The following is a 15,820-nucleotide window of genomic DNA, read 5'->3' as shown; positions in this document are numbered from 1 at the left end:
AAGGATCGCCATATAAGGCAGGCGAAATTCGGGAATTTTCATGAGCGCGCTGGCCAACCACGCATTTGCCAAGATGAACGGCATCGGCAACGAAATCGTCGTTGTCGACATGCGCGATTCCACCTCAAAGGTCACCCCGGACGATGCCCGTGCGGTGGCATCGGCGCGAGGCGGCGTGCCCTACGACCAGCTCATGGTGCTGCAGAAGCCGCGCTTCGACGGCACCGAAGCGTTCATCAGCATCTACAACAGTGACGGCTCCGAGGCAGGCGCCTGCGGCAACGGCATGCGCTGCGTCGTGCGCCGCATCTTCGAGAAGACCGGCCAGACCAATGCGACGTTCGAGACGGCCGCGGGCCTGCTCAATGCCTGGCAGGGTCCGGCGCCGGATCTTTATACGGTGGACATGGGCGCGCCAAAATTCGCCTGGCAAGACATTCCGCTCGACCAGGAATTCCGCGACACCCGCTACATCGAATTGCAGATCGGCCCGATCGACAATCCGATCCTGCATTCGCCCTCGGTGGTCAGCATGGGCAATCCGCATGCGATCTTCTGGGTCGACGACGTCAATGCCTACGACCTCGAGCGTTTCGGTCCGCTGCTGGAAAATCACCCGATCTTCCCGGAGCGCGCCAACATCACGCTCGCCCATATCGTCGATCCCCAGCACATCACGATCCGCACTTGGGAGCGCGGCGCCGGCCTGACCAGGGCCTGCGGCTCGGCCGCATGTGCCACGGCGGTTGCGGCCGCGCGGCTGAAGCGCGCCGAGCGCAATGTCGAGATCACGCTGCCTGGCGGCAAGCTCGGGATCGAATGGCGCGAGCGCGACGATCACGTGCTGATGACGGGCACGGCAACCTTCGAATATGAAGGCAGTTTCGATCCGGCGCTGTTCGCGCCGGTCGGCTAATGACCGTCGACGTCGTCACCTTCGGCTGCCGCCTCAATGCCTTCGAGGCCGAGGTGATCCGCCGCGAGGCCGAGGGCGCGGGCCTTTCAGATACCATCGTCATCAACAGCTGCGCCGTCACCAACGAAGCGGTGGCGCAGGCGCGCCAGTCGATCCGCAAATTGAAGCGCGAGCGGCCGGGAGCGCGCATCGTCGTCACCGGTTGCGCGGCGCAGACGCAAAGCGGCATGTTTGGCGACATGGCCGAAGTCGATCGCGTCGTCGGCAATGACGACAAGATGCGGTCGTCCGCATGGCGCGAGGCGCGTGCGGCGTTCGATCTCGGTGCCAGCGAAAAAATCGCCGTCAGCGACATCATGGCGGTGAAGGAGATGGCGCCGCATCTCATCGCCGGCTTTGCGAGCGGCCTGCCGCGGGTGTTCGTGCAGGTGCAGAACGGCTGCGACCATCGCTGCACCTTTTGCATCATTCCGTTCGGGCGCGGCAATTCGCGCTCGGTACCGATGGGCGCGGTGGTCGATCAGGTGCGGGAATTGGTCGAGCGCGGCCATGCCGAGATCGTGCTGACCGGCGTCGACCTCACCAGTTACGGCTCGGACCTGCCGGGCGCGCCCAAGCTTGGCATGCTGACGAAGCAGATCTTGCGGCATGTGCCGGAGTTGAAGCGCCTGCGCATCTCATCGATCGATTCGATCGAGGCAGACAGCGATCTCTTGGATGCCATCGCCGAGGATTCGCGGTTGATGCCGCATCTGCACCTGTCGCTGCAGTCCGGCGACGACATGATCTTGAAGCGCATGAAGCGGCGGCATACGCGTGGCGACGCAATCGCGTTCTGCGACCAGGTCCGTCGCCTGCGCCCGGATATCGCGCTGGGGGCCGACATCATTGCGGGCTTTCCGACCGAGACCGAGGAGATGTTCTCGCGTTCGCTCGATCTGATCGGGGAATGCGGCCTGACGTTCCTCCACGTCTTCCCCTATTCGCCACGCCCCGGCACGCCGGCCGCGCGGATGCCGCAGGTCGCGGGCGTTGCGATCAAGGAGCGGGCGAAACGGCTACGTGCGGCCGGTGAGGCTGCGCTTCTGCGGCGGCTGCAAGCCGACATCGGCGCCACGCGTGAGGTGCTGATCGAGAGCGAGGAGCAGGGGCGGACGGAGCATTATCTGCCGGTGGCGATTGCGGGCGAGCGTATGGGGAGTGTGGTGCCGGTCAGGATCGTCGGCAATGATGGCGAGCGTCTCACCACATAACCAGTGTCGTCGCCCGGCTTGACCGGGCGACCCAGTACGCCGCGGCTTCTCCGTGTCCCACTAACGTCTCTGGAATACTGGATCACCCGCTTTCGCGGGTGATGACGCCGGTGCGTGTGGTGCGCAGCAAGCGCCTACAACGCCCGCACCTGCCAGAACCGCAGCGTCCGCCGCGCATTCTCCGGGGTCATGCGCGCGTAATGGCTTTGAGCCCTTGCGATATCGGCCGGCTTCATCGCGCCGGTCGCAAAGCGGCTCTGAAGCACGGCGGCGGTGGTCTCCCAGCTGAGCTGCGCCGCCTTGCACGGCACCAGCAGGCCGTCCTCGCGCAGGCTTTGCATCAGCGGGCGGATCACTTCGACGGTCGATCCCGACAAGGCGGCCAATGCGGCAACCGCTTCTTCATAGCGCCGCTGCGTGGCGAAGCCGAGCAACGTCGCCTCGCTGAGCTGGCCGGTCGCCTTGAGGCCTGCGACGGCGCGCTTGGCACCTTCGAAATCGCGGACGCCCGACATCTCGCGCTCCACACCGACGGTGACGGCGGCGATCGCGGTCTGGATCTCCTCGAACAGATGCGGCGGCGCGCGCGACAACAGGCGGGTCCGCACGGCATCGCTCGCCGAGCGCAGCAATTGACGGCGCAGGTCTGACGGCAGATCGACGCGGACGCCGACGCTGACCGCGAGCTCGGGGTCGGCCTCGGCCTGTCCCACGATGACGGCAAATCCGTTTCCGGACACGCGCGCGCCGGGATTGGCGGCGAGCCGCCGGCTGACGCTGGGATAACGTCGCGCCAGCAATGCATCGGTGACGATCTCCTTCAGCCACCAGCGTCCTGCGACCGCGAGCAGATGCGGCTCGCCCTTGCTCGAGGCGATCTGCACCAGCGCGCCGTCGTCGAGGCGCGCGGATTCCTGCAGCACGGGACCGGCGATGCGGATCTCGTCATTGTTGGCGAGGCGGCGGATGACCGAGGGCGGCGCCTGCGCGATCGGCGCGAGCTGCGCGCTGATCTCGGCGAGCGCTACGCGCGCCCCCAGGTCGGCGATGGCCCGGAGCTCGATGGTGCCGATCAGGCGATCGAGCACGTCGTCGAACAGTGCGATCTGCTCGTCGTCGAAACTGCCGGCGGAGGACAGGAACAGGTCGGTGACGCGGCGGGCGGTTGCCAGGCCCTTTTCCGCGGAGCCTGTCCGAAGCGCGGACTCGACCTCGTCGATGATCGATAATTCGGCCGTGGACATGACGCGCAGCTCGTCCTGAGCAGATTGACGGAAGCTTGTTCTAAGCAACAATTATCATTAGCGACGAGCACTGAACGTTTCGTAAACCATCGAGCGATGACCCTCATCCTGAGGAGCCCGCAAAGCGGGCGTCTCGAAGAATGGCCGCAAGCGAGATGCGGCCCTGCATGGTTCGAGACGGCCGCTACGCGGCCTCCTCACCATGAGGGACTGACAGGATTATTCTCCATTCCACCCGCAGGCGCGGAGCCGCTCGTGCATGTGGGGCGGCGCCGGCGCCACCACGCGGACCGGCTCCTTGTTGCGGGAGATCGGCACCACGATCTCGCGGGAATGCAGGTGCAGCTTCGGCTCGCCGAAGCGCGGGCCGTTGCCGTAAATGTTATCGCCAAAGATCGGCCAGCCGGTCGCGGACGAATGCACCCGCAATTGATGGGTCCGCCCGGTCACCGGTTCCATGGCGAGCCAGGTCAGGCCATGGCCCCGGCCCATCACCTTCCAGTTGGTGATGGCCTTCTGGCCCTCGGGATCGGGCTTCTGCCACCAGCCGCGCTCGGCGTTCAGCCGCCCGAGCGGCATGTCGATGGTGCCTTCGTCCTCGGTGGGGCCGCCCTCGACGATGGTCCAGTAGGTCTTGCCGATCTTGCCATGCTTGAACAGCAGGCCGAGCGAGGCCGTCGCCTTGCGATGGCGGCCGAGCACGAGGCAACCGGAGGTGTCCTTGTCCAGCCGGTGGGCCAGCACCGGCGGCCGCGGCAGGCCGAAACGGAGCGCGTCGAAGGAGGTTTCCAGATTGGCGCCGCCCTTGGGTCCGCGATGCACCGGCAGCCCGGCCGGCTTGTCGATGACCAGCATCAATCCGTCGCGATGGAGCACGCGCGCCAGGATTTCGTCGGCGGTCAATTCGGGAACATCGAGCAATTGCAGGACTTTCGGTCAAGACTTTCGTTTGGGAGCCGGAACGGCTAACACACCGCCATCATGAACGATACCACCCCCGAGACCCCCAAGCTGAGCTGGTGGCGCCGCCTGTCCGACGGGCTGAAGCGCACCTCGTCCTCGCTCGGGACCGCGGTTGCCGACCTCGTCACCAAGCGCAAGCTCGACCGCGCCATGCTCGACGACATCGAGGACGTGCTGCTGCGCGCCGACCTCGGCACCTCGGTCGCGGTGCGGATCGCGGACGCCGTCGGCACCGGGCGCTACGACAAGGCGATCTCGGCGGACGAGGTCAAGGACGTCGTCGCGACCGAGGTCGAGAAGGTGCTGGCGGCGGTGGCGAAGCCGCTCGAGATCGACGCCGGCAAGAAGCCGTTCGTCATCCTCGTGGTCGGCGTCAACGGCTCCGGCAAGACCACCACCATCGGGAAACTCTCGCAAAAATTCGCGTCCGAAGGCCGCAAGGTGATGCTGGCGGCCGGCGACACGTTTCGCGCCGCAGCGATCGAGCAGCTCAAGGTCTGGGGCGAGCGCACCAGGACCCCCGTCATATCAGGCGCGCAGGGCTCGGATTCAGCGAGCCTCGCCTTCAACGCGCTGACGGCGGCGAAGGAGCAGGCCATCGACGTGCTCCTGATCGACACCGCCGGGCGGCTTCAGAACAAGGCCGAGCTGATGAACGAGCTCGAAAAGGTCGTGCGCGTGATCCGCAAGGTGGACGCGACAGCGCCGCATGCGGTGCTGCTCGTGCTGGACGCCACCGTCGGCCAGAACGCGCTGTCGCAGGTCGAGGCGTTCCATCGCACCGCCGGGGTCACCGGTCTCGTGATGACGAAGCTCGACGGCACTGCACGCGGCGGCATCCTGGTGGCGCTTGCCGAAAAATTCAAATTGCCGGTGCATTTCATCGGCGTCGGCGAAGGCGTCGACGATCTCGCGCCGTTCACTGCGCGTGATTTCGCCCGCGCCATCGCCGGAATCGAAAGCTGAAGAATGGACAAGACCCAGCCGCACCCGCTGTTCAAGCTTGCGACCGAGCTCGGGCCGCTGCTCGTGTTCTTCTTCGTCAATGCCAAGTTCAACCTGTTCGCCGCGACCGGCGCCTTCATGGTCGCGATCGTCGCGGCGATGATCGCCTCCTATGTGGTGACGCGCCACATTCCGATCATGGCGATCGTGACAGGCGTCATCGTGCTGGTGTTCGGCACGCTGACCTTGGTGCTGCACGACGAGACCTTCATCAAGCTCAAGCCGACCATCATCTACGCTTTGTTCGCCGCGATCCTCGGCGGCGGCCTGTTGTTCGGCCGCTCCTTCATCGCGGTCATGTTCGACCAGATGTTCAATCTGACGCCGCAGGGCTGGCGCATCCTGACGCTGCGCTGGGCGCTGTTCTTCGCCGGCATGGCGGTGTTGAACGAGATCGTCTGGCGCACCCAGAGCACGGACTTCTGGGTCAACTTCAAGGTGTTCGGCGTCACGCCGATCACCATGATCTTCGCCATCGCCCAGATGCCGCTGACCAAGCGTTATCACCTCGAGCCGGCGTCGCTGGAAGCGAGCGAGGCCGAGGCGGGCGACGTGCGGAAGGGGTAACGCTCTCTCAACTCGTCATTGCGAGCGAAGCGAAGCAATCCAGAATGTCTCCGCGGAGGGATGCTGGATTGCTTCGTCGCAAGGGCTCCTCGCAATGACGGTGGCTATTTCAACGCCTTCTCCATCTGCGGCAACAACACCGTCCGCAAATTGTCCGGCGTGATCGGTCCCACCAGCTTGTAGACGATGGTGCCTTCGCGGCCAACGACGAAAGTCTCCGGCACGCCATAGACGCCCCATTCGATCGAGGCGCGGCCGTTGGCATCGACGCCGACGCGGCCGAACGGGTTGCCGTAGCGCCCCAGGAAGCGCCGCGCATTGTCGGCGGCATCCTTGTAGTTGATGCCGACGAGCTGGAAGCGCTTGTCTTTTGCCAATTCGGTCAGGAGCGGCGCCTCGTCGTGGCATGGCACGCACCAGGACGCCCAGACATTGACGAGGCTGACCTTGCCCTTGAACGCAGCGGGATCGAGGCCGGGGATCTGCGCGTTGTCGGCCTGCAATCCCTCGAGCGGCGGCAGCATGGTTTGCGGCGCGGGGCGTCCGATCAGCGCGGAAGGAATTCGCGAGGGATCGCCGCTGCCGAGCCGGAACCAGAACAGCAGCGCCAGGCCGATGAAGGCGATCAGCGGCAGCACCATCAGGAAGGTGCGGCGCTGCGGCGGAGCTGAGGTCGATTGATCGCTCATGGTGTGTCCGTCGCGCTACGGCCGGAGCGGCGGGTCACGCCGCTGCGCTCGAGCTCGCGCAGGCGCTGTGTCTGGCTGCGATAATCGAGCACGATCCAGCCGATCAGGATCACGACCACGAGCGCGGCCGCGGCATAGGATGTCACGATGAAAGACGCGTAGGGGCCGAGCGACATGATCATGCAGCCCCAACTTCTTTTGACGTGCTGTCTTCACGCGAACTGATACCGGCTTCTGAAAACGCCACACGGCTCGCCTGCATCATCTGCAGAGATCGCACGCGCCGGCGCAAAATTTCGTTGCGCATCGCCGCGATATGCAGCGTGACGAACAGCAGGGTGAATCCGACCGCCATCACCAGCAGCGGAATCAGGAACGATCTGTCGAGCGACGAGCCGCCCATCCGCATCACCGAGGCCGGCTGGTGCAGCGTGTTCCACCAATCGACCGAGAACTTGATGATGGGCAGGTTGATCGCGCCGACCAGGGTCAGCACGGCGGCGGCGCGCGCCGCGCGCGAGGGCTCGTCGACCGCGCGCCACAGCGCCATCAGGCCGAGATACATCAGGAACAGGATCAGCACCGAGGTCAGCCGTGCGTCCCATTCCCAATAGGTGCCCCACATCGGCCGGCCCCACAGCGAGCCCGTCAGCAGCGCAAGGAAGGTGAACGCGGCGCCGATCGGCGCTGCGGCTTTGGCGGCGACGTCGGCGAGCGGATGCCGCCACACCAGCGTGCCCAGCGAGGCGATGCTCATCACGCCCCACACGAACATCGACAGCCATGCATTGGGTACGTGGATGAACATGATCTTCACCGTCGCGCCCTGCTGATAGTCGTCGGGCGCGGTGGCGGACTGATAGAGCCCGATCGCGAGCAGGATGATTGTCGCGGCCGCAAGCCATGGCAACAGCCGCGCCGTCAGCGCGAGGAACCGTGTGGGATTGGCGAGGTCGATCAGCGTCATGGTATCCTGATAATCACAGGTAAGCGCTCACGCAATCAGCACGAAAGTCCGCAGCGAAAATTGATCGGGGTCAAGGTCAATCCAGTCCATCTCAGTCCAGTCCATGCTTCAGGCTCGCCGCAGCCGCGAAGGGGCCGATCACGAGGCTGACCAGCGACAGCGCGCAGAGGATCGAGAACGGCGCGCCGAAGGTCATGGGTCCGACGATCGCCGCCTGCGAGGCCGCGACGCCGAAAATCAGCACCGGGATCGACAGCGGCAGCACCAGGACCGCCATCAACAGGCCGCCACGATGCAGCGTCACCGCCAGCGCCGCACCGATCATCCCGGTAAACGTCAGCGCCGGGGTGCCGGCGAGCAGCGTCAGCGCCACGGCGCCGGTTGCGACCATGTCGAGGTTGAGCAGGAGGCCGAGCACTGGGGTTGCGACGATCAGCGGCAGGCCCGCCGCCAGCCAATGCGCCAGCGCTTTCGCCGCGCAGGCGAGTTCCAGCGGGGTCCGGCTCATTGTGATCAGGTCGAGCGAGCCGTCCTCGTGGTCGGCCATGAACAGCCGGTCCAGGGTCAGCAGGCTCGCCAGCAGCGCCCCCAGCCACAGGATCGCCGGCCCGAGCCGCGACAGCAGCGCCAGATCCGGCCCCACCGCAAACGGCATCAGCACCACCACGGTCAGGAAGAACAGCACGCCAATCAACGCCCCGCCGCCGACGCGGAGCGCGATCCGGATGTCCCGGCGAATGAGGGCGGACAGGGCGGTCATGGGGGGCTCCCATTGTGCCTCAGGCACGGTGCGCTCCCTCCCCCGCTTGCGGGGGAGGGTTGGGGAGAGGGTGTCTCGATAACGAAGATTCCCCCAGAGGAGAGAACCCTCACCCGGCGCTGCGCGCCGACCTCTCCCGCAAGCGGGAGAGGCGAGGGAGCCCGCGGCGACGACTGCGTCCCGGGTGCGAGAGCGGCACCCGGCCGCTTGGAAAACTGATGGTCCATCGGAATCACGCCATCCCCCCGATCCGCAGCTCCCGCGAATCGATCCCGAGCGGGGCGTGGGTGGCAGCGACGATCAGGCCGCCGCGCGCCAAGTGCTCGCGCATCAATCCGGAAAACATGTCCTGTCCGGCGACATCCAGCGCGTTGGTCGGCTCGTCCAACAGCCAGACCGGGCGGCGCACGGTCAATAGCCGGGCCAGCGAGAGCCGGCGGCGCTGGCCGGCGGACAGGAAGGCCGCTGGCAAATCGGCGGCATGGTCGAGCCCGACGGTGGCGAGGCTCTCGCCGGCCTCAAAACGCTCGCCGCCGAGAAAATCGGCCCAGAATGTCAGATTCTCCGCCACGCTCAGGGCCGGCTTCAGGGCGTCGCGATGGCCGAGATAGTGGCATTGCTCTGGCAAAGTCAGCTCGGCGTCGCCTCCGTCCAGCGCGATCGTGCCGCCCGCCGGAATGAGCAGGCCCGCGATCAGCCGCAGCAGCGACGTCTTGCCCGATCCGTTGCGGCCGACGACTGCCACGGCTTCGCCGGAGCCGGCCTCGAAATCGAGCCCGGAAAACACCTCGCGCCCGCCCCGCACGCAAATGACCCCGCGTCCGGAAAGCTGCATCTTGCCTCGTATCGATCCGCTCAAAGCCAGGCCTCAGGAAATCTTGGGGTAGCGCATGGGAATTTTTGGCTCGCGGATTGCCGCGGCGCGATTGTGGCTGTGGCGGCGCGGTTAGAAAGCTTCTATAAGCCCGGAACTACTTGATGCAGCAACTCAACCTGCCCCCGCAAGCGACTCAGCCTGCCTACGCTGACGGTGTTAAAATACCCTGCCGGGTATAACTGACAATTGGGATTTCCTACATGACCTCGCTCGACAGCTTCAAATGCAAAAAGACCCTCAAGGTCGGCGCCAAGACCTATGTCTATTACAGCCTGCCCACGGCCGAGAAGAATGGTCTGAAGGGAATTTCGAAACTCCCCTATTCGATGAAGGTTTTGCTCGAGAACCTGCTCCGCAACGAGGACGGCCGCTCGGTCAAGAAGCAAGACATCGTCGCGGTGTCGAAGTGGCTGCGCAAGAAGTCGCTGGAGCATGAGATCGCCTTCCGCCCGGCGCGCGTGCTGATGCAGGACTTCACCGGCGTGCCCGCCGTGGTCGATCTCGCCGCGATGCGCAATGCGATGCAGAAGCTCGGCGGCGATGCCGAGAAGATCAATCCGCTGGTGCCGGTCGATCTCGTCATCGACCACTCCGTGATCGTGAACTTCTTCGGTGACAACAAGGCCTTCGGCAAGAACGTCACCGAGGAATACAAGCAGAACCAGGAGCGCTACGAGTTCCTGAAATGGGGCCAGAAGGCGTTCTCGAACTTCTCCGTCGTGCCGCCGGGCACCGGCATCTGCCACCAGGTCAATCTCGAATATCTCTCCCAGACGGTCTGGACCAAGAAGGAGAAGATGACGGTCGGCAAGAAGACCGGCACCTTCGAGGTCGCCTATCCCGACTCGCTGGTCGGCACCGATTCCCACACCACCATGGTCAACGGTCTCGCCGTGCTCGGCTGGGGCGTCGGCGGCATCGAGGCGGAAGCCTGCATGCTCGGCCAGCCGCTGTCGATGCTGCTGCCCAACGTCGTCGGCTTCAAGCTGAAGGGCGCGATGAAGGAAGGCGTCACCGCGACCGACCTCGTGCTGACGGTGACGCAGATGCTGCGCAAGCTCGGCGTGGTCGGCAAGTTCGTCGAGTTCTTCGGCCCCGGGCTCGACCATCTCTCGGTCGCCGACAAGGCGACCATCGCCAACATGGCGCCCGAATACGGCGCGACCTGCGGCTTCTTCCCGGTCGACGCCGCCGCGCTCGATTATCTCAAGACCTCCGGCCGCGCCTCGGCGCGCGTCGCGCTGGTGCAGGCCTATGCGAAGGCGCAAGGGCTGTTCCGTACCGCCAAGTCGCCCGATCCGGTGTTCACGGAGACGCTGACGCTCGACCTCGGTGACGTCGTGCCGTCGATGGCCGGCCCGAAGCGCCCCGAAGGCCGCATTGCGCTGCCGTCCGTGGCCGAAGGCTTCTCGCTCGCCCTCGCCACCGAATACAAGAAGGCCGAGGAGCCGGCGAAGCGCTTTGCCGTGGACGGCAAGAACTTCGACATCGGCCATGGCGACGTCGTCATCGCCGCGATCACCTCCTGCACCAACACCTCGAACCCGAGCGTGCTGATCGGTGCCGGTCTGCTGGCGCGCAACGCCGCGGCGAAGGGCCTCAAGGCAAAGCCGTGGGTGAAGACCTCGCTCGCTCCGGGCAGCCAGGTGGTGGCGGCCTATCTCGCCGATTCCGGCCTGCAGGCCGATCTCGACAAGGTCGGCTTCAACCTGGTCGGCTTCGGCTGCACCACCTGCATCGGTAATTCCGGTCCGCTGCCCGAGGAGATCTCGAAGTCGATCAACGACAACGGCATCGTCGCGGCTGCCGTGCTCTCCGGTAACCGCAACTTCGAAGGCCGCGTCTCGCCGGACGTGCAGGCGAACTATCTGGCCTCGCCGCCGCTCGTGGTCGCCCACGCGCTCGCAGGCAGCGTCACCAAGAATCTCGCGGTCGAACCGCTCGGTGAAGGCAAGGACGGCAAGCCGGTCTATCTGAAGGACATCTGGCCGACGACCAAGGAGATCAACGCCTTCATGAAGAAGTTCGTGACCGCGGCGATCTTCAAGAAGAAATATGCCGACGTGTTCAAGGGCGACACCAACTGGCGCAAGATCAAGACGGTCGAGAGCGAGACCTATCGCTGGAACATGAGCTCGACCTATGTGCAGAACCCGCCCTATTTCGAAGGCATGAAGAAGGAGCCGGAGCCGGTCACCGACATCGTCGAGGCACGTATTCTCGCCATGTTCGGCGACAAGATCACGACCGACCACATCTCGCCGGCCGGTTCGATCAAGCTCACCTCGCCCGCGGGCAAATATCTCAGCGAGCACCAGGTGCGTCCGGCCGACTTCAACCAGTACGGCACGCGGCGCGGCAACCATGAAGTCATGATGCGCGGCACCTTCGCCAATATCCGCATCAAGAACTTCATGTTGAAGGGCGCCGACGGCAATATTCCGGAAGGCGGCCTCACCAAGCACTGGCCCGACGGCGAGCAGATGTCGATCTACGACGCCGCGATGAAGTACCAGCAGGAGCAGGTGCCGCTGGTGGTGTTCGCCGGCGCCGAATACGGCAACGGCTCCTCGCGCGACTGGGCCGCGAAGGGCACGCGTCTGCTCGGCGTGCGCGCCGTGATCTGCCAGAGCTTCGAGCGCATCCACCGCTCCAACCTGGTTGGCATGGGCGTGCTGCCGCTGACCTTCGAGGACGGCACCTCCTGGTCGTCGCTCGGTTTGAAGGGCGACGAGAAGGTCACGCTGCGCGGCCTCGTCGGCGACCTCAAGCCGCGCCAGAAGCTGACCGCGGAGATCGTCTCCGGCGACGGTTCGCTGCAGCGGGTTTCGCTGCTCTGCCGCATCGATACGCTGGACGAGCTCGAATATTACCGCAACGGCGGCATCCTGCACTACGTGCTGCGCAAGCTCGCGGCGTAAGCGCGGATTTGTGAACGGTGGCTCACTGCGAAGTGAGTAGTAGGTTACACGAAGGCGGCCTATCACAGGCCGCCTTCGTGCGTTCGCGGTAGGCTTCAGATGGGCCCCGCCCTGCGGAGAAGCTCACGCTTTGGACGGTGTTTTGGCGGACGAATGTGCGAGGCCCGTAAGACTACGGTGACCATCCGGCGGTAAGATTTCCCTCTCACGAGCAATGGTGTGCGGCGTTCGACATGACAACAATGACGGCTTCTCATCTGGTTTCACGCTGGTCCGGCGCCCTCTGGTCGGGAGCTCTTGGTCTCTGTGCGATCGTCGCCGTCATTCGTCCTGCCGAGGCTGATCCCCGCGCCGTTGTCGAATTGTTTACCTCGCAGGGCTGCTCCTCCTGCCCGCCGGCCGACAAGATCATCGGCGATCTCTCCCGCGATCCCTCGATCATCGCGCTGAGCATGCCGATCGATTATTGGGACTATCTCGGCTGGAAGGACACATTGGCCGATTCGCGCTTCTCTGCACGGCAGCGTGCCTATTCGCGCATGCGCGGCGACCGCGAAGTCTACACGCCGCAGGTCGTGGTCAACGGCTCCACGCATGTCGTCGGAAGCGACCGCACCGGCATCGAAAGCGCCATCGGCAGGAACGACAAGGGCACGGGCGTGATGAGCGTGCCGGTGACGATGTCGCTCGCGGGCAAGCAGATCAACGTCTCGGTGGCCGCGAGCAAGGAGCCCACGGCGTCCCACGGCGAGGTCTGGATCTGCTCGATTGCGAAGTCTGTGCCGATCGCGATCAGCCGCGGCGAAAATCGCGGACAGCAGGTCATCTATCACAACGTGGTGCGCAACCTGCTCAAGGTCGGCGACTGGACCGGCCGTCCGGAAAGCTGGACGGTCCCGATCGAGAACCTCACGCGCGACGGCGTCGACGGTGCCGTGGTCTATGTCCAGGACGGCAGCCGGGAAAAGCCGGGGCCGATGCTGGGCGCGGCGTACACGTCGCTGCACTGATTCGCAGCGCGCTCAAGATCATCTCAAGACAACTTGTCTCTCGTCATTCCGGGGCGCGCGAAGCGCGAACCCGGAATCCATCGATCCACCATCCGAGCTGAGAAATGGATTCCGGGCTCGCGCCAAGAGGCGCGCCCCGGAATGACAGCGAGTGAGAAACATCCCGACCCAACAAAAAAGGACCAACTCGCGTTGGCCCTCCTTGTATGCGAACAGACCCGATCCTGACGGCCCCGGGGGGCTGGGGGCTGAGGAATCCGGAACCGAAAGGACCGGGTCAACGCACATCCTTCTTTTCGCAATGCAGGGCGGCAGTCGCTTGGCGGAAAAGCGGCGACACTATGATTCCTGCTAACGATCCCGTGACGGTTTGCCGCGAGAGAGTTCCACCGCTGCGTGTGGGCGGATTGCTTCTGATTCGAGGGGCCTTGCAGTGGGGAACAGTTGGCGCGATCATGCAACTGCCATGATCCGCGGTTCCGGGGACGGTCTTCGCGGACGCGGTCATGCTGATGCGACAGGAGGCGGCCTATGAGTCTGTCGGAGGATGCCGATCCGAGCGAACAGCGCGCGGCGGCGCGCCCCGCCGCTTCAAATGCGCAGCTGAGCCGCGTGACGTTCAACCGGCTCGAGCTGCACCGTATTCTCAATCTCTACGGCCGGATGGTCGCGGACGGCGAGTGGCGCGACTACGCCATCGACTTCCTCAGGGATCGCGCCGTGTTCTCGGTCTTTCGCCGCGCCTCGGAAGTGCCGATCTATCGTATCGAGAAGGATCCGCGCCTCGCGCGCAAGCAGGGCATGTACAGCGTGATCTCGGCGACGGGTCTGATCCTGCGCCGTGGCCACGAGCTCGAGCGCGTGCTCCTGGTGATCGATCGCAAGCTGGCGGTGGTGTGACGACCTTGGTCGTCATTCCGGGGCGCGACGAAGTCGCGAACCCGGAATCTCGAGCCGCTGACAACTTCTGGATTCCGGGTTCGATGCTGCGCATCGCCCCGGAATGACGGCGACGATTACTTCTCCGGCACGCTCTTGGCGCCCTCACCAAGATCCCGCTGCATCATCACCGTGTCGAGCCAGCGGCCGAATTTCAGCCCGACGCTGGGATGCGTGCCGATCATCTTGAAGCCGGCCCTGGTGTGCACGCCGACCGAACCCGCATTGGCGGAATCGCCGATCACGGCGATCATCTGGCGGAAGCCGCGCGCCTCGCATTCGACGATCAGCCGCTCCAGCAGGAGCGCCCCGATGCCGCGGCGGTGGAATGCTGGATCGAGATAGATCGAGTTCTCGACCGTGAAGCGGTAGGCCGGCCGCGGCCGGTAGGCGCCGGCATAGGCGTATCCGGCGACGCGCCCGTCGAGGATGGCGACGAAATAGGGATAGCCGCCGTCGATCAGCGTGCGGTAGCGGCGCGTCATCTCGGCGAGGTCGGGCGGCTCCAGCTCGAACGTCGCGGTGCCCTCGCGGACAGCCTGCTGGTAGATGGCGGTGATGGCGGGAAGGTCGGCCTCAAGAGTAGGCCTGATATCGGGTGCGGACATGGGCCAAGATTAGAGCCTTCCCGGGACGGCTGGAAGAGGCGAACGGCCTTCCCACGTCGTCATTGCGAGCGAAGCGAAGCAATCCAGAAATGCGTCCGTGGAGGGACGCTGGATTGCTTCGTCGCAAGAGCTCCTCGCAATGACGGTGGTTGAGGGAACATCACGGCCAAACAAAAACCCCGGCCTCTCGGCCGGGGCTGGTGTCGTTCGCTCTGGGCTGGCGCTTAGTCGCGCTGGCCGAGGAGCTGCAGGAGCAGCGTGAACAGGTTGATGAAGTTCAGGTACAGCGACAGCGCGCCGGTGATGGCCGCACGCTCTGCGATGTCACCGCCGGCCGAGGCGTAGCCGTAGATGTAGTCGTTCTTCAGCCGCTGGGTATCCCAGGCGGTGAGGCCCGCGAACACCAGCACGCCGACCACCGACACCACGAACTGCAGCACCGAGCTCGCCAGGAACAGGTTCACCAGGCTGGCGATGACGATGCCGATCAGGCCCATGAACAGGAACGAACCCATTCCGCTCATGTCACGCTTGGTGGTGTAGCCGTAGAGGCTGAGCGCGCCGAAGGTCGCCGCGGTGATGAAGAACACCCGCACGATCGAGGTGTGTGTGAACACCAGGAAGATCGAGGACAGCGAGATGCCCATCAGCGCCGCGAACACCCAGAACAGGATCTGGGCGGTCGAGGGAGCGAGCCGATTGATGCCTGCCGAGATCACGAACACCATGGCGAGCGGCGCGAGCATGAACAGCCACTTCAGGGGGCTGACGAACATCGCGTAGCCGAACGGCGTCAGGAACAGCTTGCCGACGCGGACGGCTTCCGGGGTCGGAACGTCAGTCACGGCGGCCATGTAGACGCCGAGCGCGGCAAGGCCGGTGATGGCCAGGCCGATGCTCATGTAGTTGTAGATGCGCAGCATGTAAGCGCGCAGGCCGGCATCGACCGTCGCGGCGTCAACACGCCCGGCGGCCCTGCCGAAAGGAGAAGCGTAATTGCGGTCTAGGTCCGACATGGTCGAATTCCCGTTGGTTGGTCCGGTCCGGCATGAGGGTCGCCATGCCGCCGGTTCGTCAAATTCTATCTCGGATACCGACGTC

General features: G+C 64.9%; 16 protein-coding genes. 7 read left to right on the top strand and 9 right to left on the bottom strand.

Annotated features, from left to right (window positions below):
- Window positions 1-40 precede the first annotated feature (40 nt).
- A complete protein-coding gene (gene dapF, locus AC0L27_RS32265; protein WP_354209669.1) occupies window positions 41-916 on the top strand; it encodes a diaminopimelate epimerase in 876 nt (291 codons plus the stop codon).
- Window positions 916-2,169: a tRNA (N(6)-L-threonylcarbamoyladenosine(37)-C(2))-methylthiotransferase MtaB gene (mtaB, locus tag AC0L27_RS32260; protein WP_473321734.1), complete on the top strand. Its 1,254-nt coding sequence runs from the start codon at window positions 916-918 to the stop codon at window positions 2,167-2,169. Before dapF ends, mtaB begins: the two co-directional genes overlap by 1 nt.
- Before the next feature lie 134 nt (window positions 2,170-2,303).
- On the opposite strand, the gene AC0L27_RS32255 is transcribed toward mtaB, so the two are convergent.
- The gene (locus AC0L27_RS32255; protein ID WP_354209667.1) at window positions 2,304-3,413 is read right to left on the bottom strand and encodes a DUF2336 domain-containing protein; all 1,110 of its coding nucleotides are present in this window, start codon (window positions 3,411-3,413) and stop codon (window positions 2,304-2,306) included.
- A 219-nt stretch (window positions 3,414-3,632) separates the two neighbouring features.
- On the bottom strand, window positions 3,633-4,334 hold the full coding sequence (locus tag AC0L27_RS32250) for an RluA family pseudouridine synthase (protein ID WP_275174219.1): 702 nt from the start codon (window positions 4,332-4,334) through the stop codon (window positions 3,633-3,635).
- 60 nt (window positions 4,335-4,394) lie between these two features.
- Here AC0L27_RS32250 and ftsY point away from each other — a divergent pair, with 60 nt between their 5' ends.
- On the top strand, window positions 4,395-5,342 hold the full coding sequence (ftsY, locus tag AC0L27_RS32245) for a signal recognition particle-docking protein FtsY (protein ID WP_247284929.1): 948 nt from the start codon (window positions 4,395-4,397) through the stop codon (window positions 5,340-5,342).
- Window positions 5,343-5,345: 3 nt separating this feature from the next.
- Window positions 5,346-5,948, top strand: coding sequence for a septation protein A (locus tag AC0L27_RS32240; RefSeq protein ID WP_007598838.1), 603 nt, complete (start codon window positions 5,346-5,348; stop codon window positions 5,946-5,948).
- Window positions 5,949-6,052: 104 nt separating this feature from the next.
- Here AC0L27_RS32240 and AC0L27_RS32235 read toward each other — a convergent pair whose 3' ends face one another.
- The 5 genes from AC0L27_RS32235 to ccmA form a co-directional block, all read right to left on the bottom strand.
- A complete protein-coding gene (locus tag AC0L27_RS32235; RefSeq protein WP_354209666.1) occupies window positions 6,053-6,637 on the bottom strand; it encodes a DsbE family thiol:disulfide interchange protein in 585 nt (194 codons plus the stop codon).
- Window positions 6,634-6,819, bottom strand: a complete 186-nt coding sequence (gene ccmD, locus AC0L27_RS32230) for a heme exporter protein CcmD (RefSeq protein WP_354209665.1) — start codon at window positions 6,817-6,819, stop codon at window positions 6,634-6,636. Before ccmD ends, AC0L27_RS32235 begins: the two co-directional genes overlap by 4 nt.
- Window positions 6,816-7,604, bottom strand: a complete 789-nt coding sequence (locus AC0L27_RS32225; protein WP_354209664.1) for a heme ABC transporter permease — start codon at window positions 7,602-7,604, stop codon at window positions 6,816-6,818. The genes ccmD and AC0L27_RS32225 overlap by 4 nt, the downstream gene beginning before the upstream one ends.
- 91 nt (window positions 7,605-7,695) lie before the next feature.
- Entirely contained in the window at window positions 7,696-8,364 is a 669-nt protein-coding gene (ccmB, locus tag AC0L27_RS32220) for a heme exporter protein CcmB (protein ID WP_106945554.1), read from the bottom strand.
- Window positions 8,365-8,596: 232 nt separating this feature from the next.
- Window positions 8,597-9,199 carry a heme ABC exporter ATP-binding protein CcmA gene (ccmA, locus tag AC0L27_RS32215; RefSeq protein ID WP_354209663.1) on the bottom strand — a complete coding sequence of 201 codons (603 nt, stop codon included), beginning with the start codon at window positions 9,197-9,199 and terminating at the stop codon, window positions 8,597-8,599.
- A gap of 242 nt (window positions 9,200-9,441) precedes the next feature.
- Here ccmA and acnA point away from each other — a divergent pair, with 242 nt between their 5' ends.
- The 3 genes from acnA to AC0L27_RS32200 all read left to right on the top strand — a co-directional run bounded on the left by acnA (window position 9,442) and on the right by AC0L27_RS32200 (window position 14,072).
- Complete coding sequence (gene acnA, locus AC0L27_RS32210) at window positions 9,442-12,162, top strand: aconitate hydratase AcnA (RefSeq protein ID WP_354209662.1); 2,721 nt, start codon at window positions 9,442-9,444, stop codon at window positions 12,160-12,162.
- A 233-nt stretch (window positions 12,163-12,395) separates the two neighbouring features.
- A complete protein-coding gene (locus AC0L27_RS32205; protein ID WP_354209661.1) occupies window positions 12,396-13,172 on the top strand; it encodes a DUF1223 domain-containing protein in 777 nt (258 codons plus the stop codon).
- A gap of 531 nt (window positions 13,173-13,703) precedes the next feature.
- Window positions 13,704-14,072, top strand: coding sequence for a DUF2794 domain-containing protein (locus tag AC0L27_RS32200; protein WP_007598853.1), 369 nt, complete (start codon window positions 13,704-13,706; stop codon window positions 14,070-14,072).
- A 116-nt stretch (window positions 14,073-14,188) separates the two neighbouring features.
- On the opposite strand, the gene AC0L27_RS32195 is transcribed toward AC0L27_RS32200, so the two are convergent.
- Together AC0L27_RS32195 and AC0L27_RS32190 are read right to left on the bottom strand one after the other, a co-directional pair.
- A complete protein-coding gene (locus AC0L27_RS32195) occupies window positions 14,189-14,719 on the bottom strand; it encodes a GNAT family N-acetyltransferase (protein WP_354209660.1) in 531 nt (176 codons plus the stop codon).
- A gap of 224 nt (window positions 14,720-14,943) precedes the next feature.
- On the bottom strand, window positions 14,944-15,735 hold the full coding sequence (locus AC0L27_RS32190; protein WP_007604312.1) for a Bax inhibitor-1/YccA family protein: 792 nt from the start codon (window positions 15,733-15,735) through the stop codon (window positions 14,944-14,946).
- Window positions 15,736-15,820 lie beyond the last annotated feature (85 nt).

The sequence above is a fragment of the Bradyrhizobium sp. Ken51 genome, assembly GCF_055807435.1.
This window is presented reverse-complemented; position numbering and strand designations above follow the sequence as displayed.

Bases quoted from the DNA above. Each gene is read 5' to 3' on its own strand.
- AC0L27_RS32195 (WP_354209660.1), bottom strand. From the start codon at position 14,719: ATGTCCGCACCCGATATCAGGCCTACTCTTGAGGCCGACCTTCCCGCC.
- AC0L27_RS32190 (WP_007604312.1), bottom strand. From the start codon at position 15,735: ATGTCGGACCTAGACCGCAATTACGCTTCTCCTTTCGGCAGGGCCGCC.
- mtaB (WP_473321734.1), top strand. From the start codon at position 916: ATGACCGTCGACGTCGTCACCTTCGGCTGCCGCCTCAATGCCTTCGAG.
- AC0L27_RS32205 (WP_354209661.1), top strand. From the start codon at position 12,396: ATGACAACAATGACGGCTTCTCATCTGGTTTCACGCTGGTCCGGCGCC.
- AC0L27_RS32255 (WP_354209667.1), bottom strand. From the start codon at position 3,413: ATGTCCACGGCCGAATTATCGATCATCGACGAGGTCGAGTCCGCGCTT.
- ccmA (WP_354209663.1), bottom strand. From the start codon at position 9,199: ATGCAGCTTTCCGGACGCGGGGTCATTTGCGTGCGGGGCGGGCGCGAG.
- ftsY (WP_247284929.1), top strand. From the start codon at position 4,395: ATGAACGATACCACCCCCGAGACCCCCAAGCTGAGCTGGTGGCGCCGC.
- acnA (WP_354209662.1), top strand. From the start codon at position 9,442: ATGACCTCGCTCGACAGCTTCAAATGCAAAAAGACCCTCAAGGTCGGC.
- ccmD (WP_354209665.1), bottom strand. From the start codon at position 6,819: ATGATCATGTCGCTCGGCCCCTACGCGTCTTTCATCGTGACATCCTAT.
- AC0L27_RS32200 (WP_007598853.1), top strand. From the start codon at position 13,704: ATGAGTCTGTCGGAGGATGCCGATCCGAGCGAACAGCGCGCGGCGGCG.
- ccmB (WP_106945554.1), bottom strand. From the start codon at position 8,364: ATGACCGCCCTGTCCGCCCTCATTCGCCGGGACATCCGGATCGCGCTC.
- dapF (WP_354209669.1), top strand. From the start codon at position 41: ATGAGCGCGCTGGCCAACCACGCATTTGCCAAGATGAACGGCATCGGC.
- AC0L27_RS32225 (WP_354209664.1), bottom strand. From the start codon at position 7,604: ATGACGCTGATCGACCTCGCCAATCCCACACGGTTCCTCGCGCTGACG.
- AC0L27_RS32235 (WP_354209666.1), bottom strand. From the start codon at position 6,637: ATGAGCGATCAATCGACCTCAGCTCCGCCGCAGCGCCGCACCTTCCTG.
- AC0L27_RS32240 (WP_007598838.1), top strand. From the start codon at position 5,346: ATGGACAAGACCCAGCCGCACCCGCTGTTCAAGCTTGCGACCGAGCTC.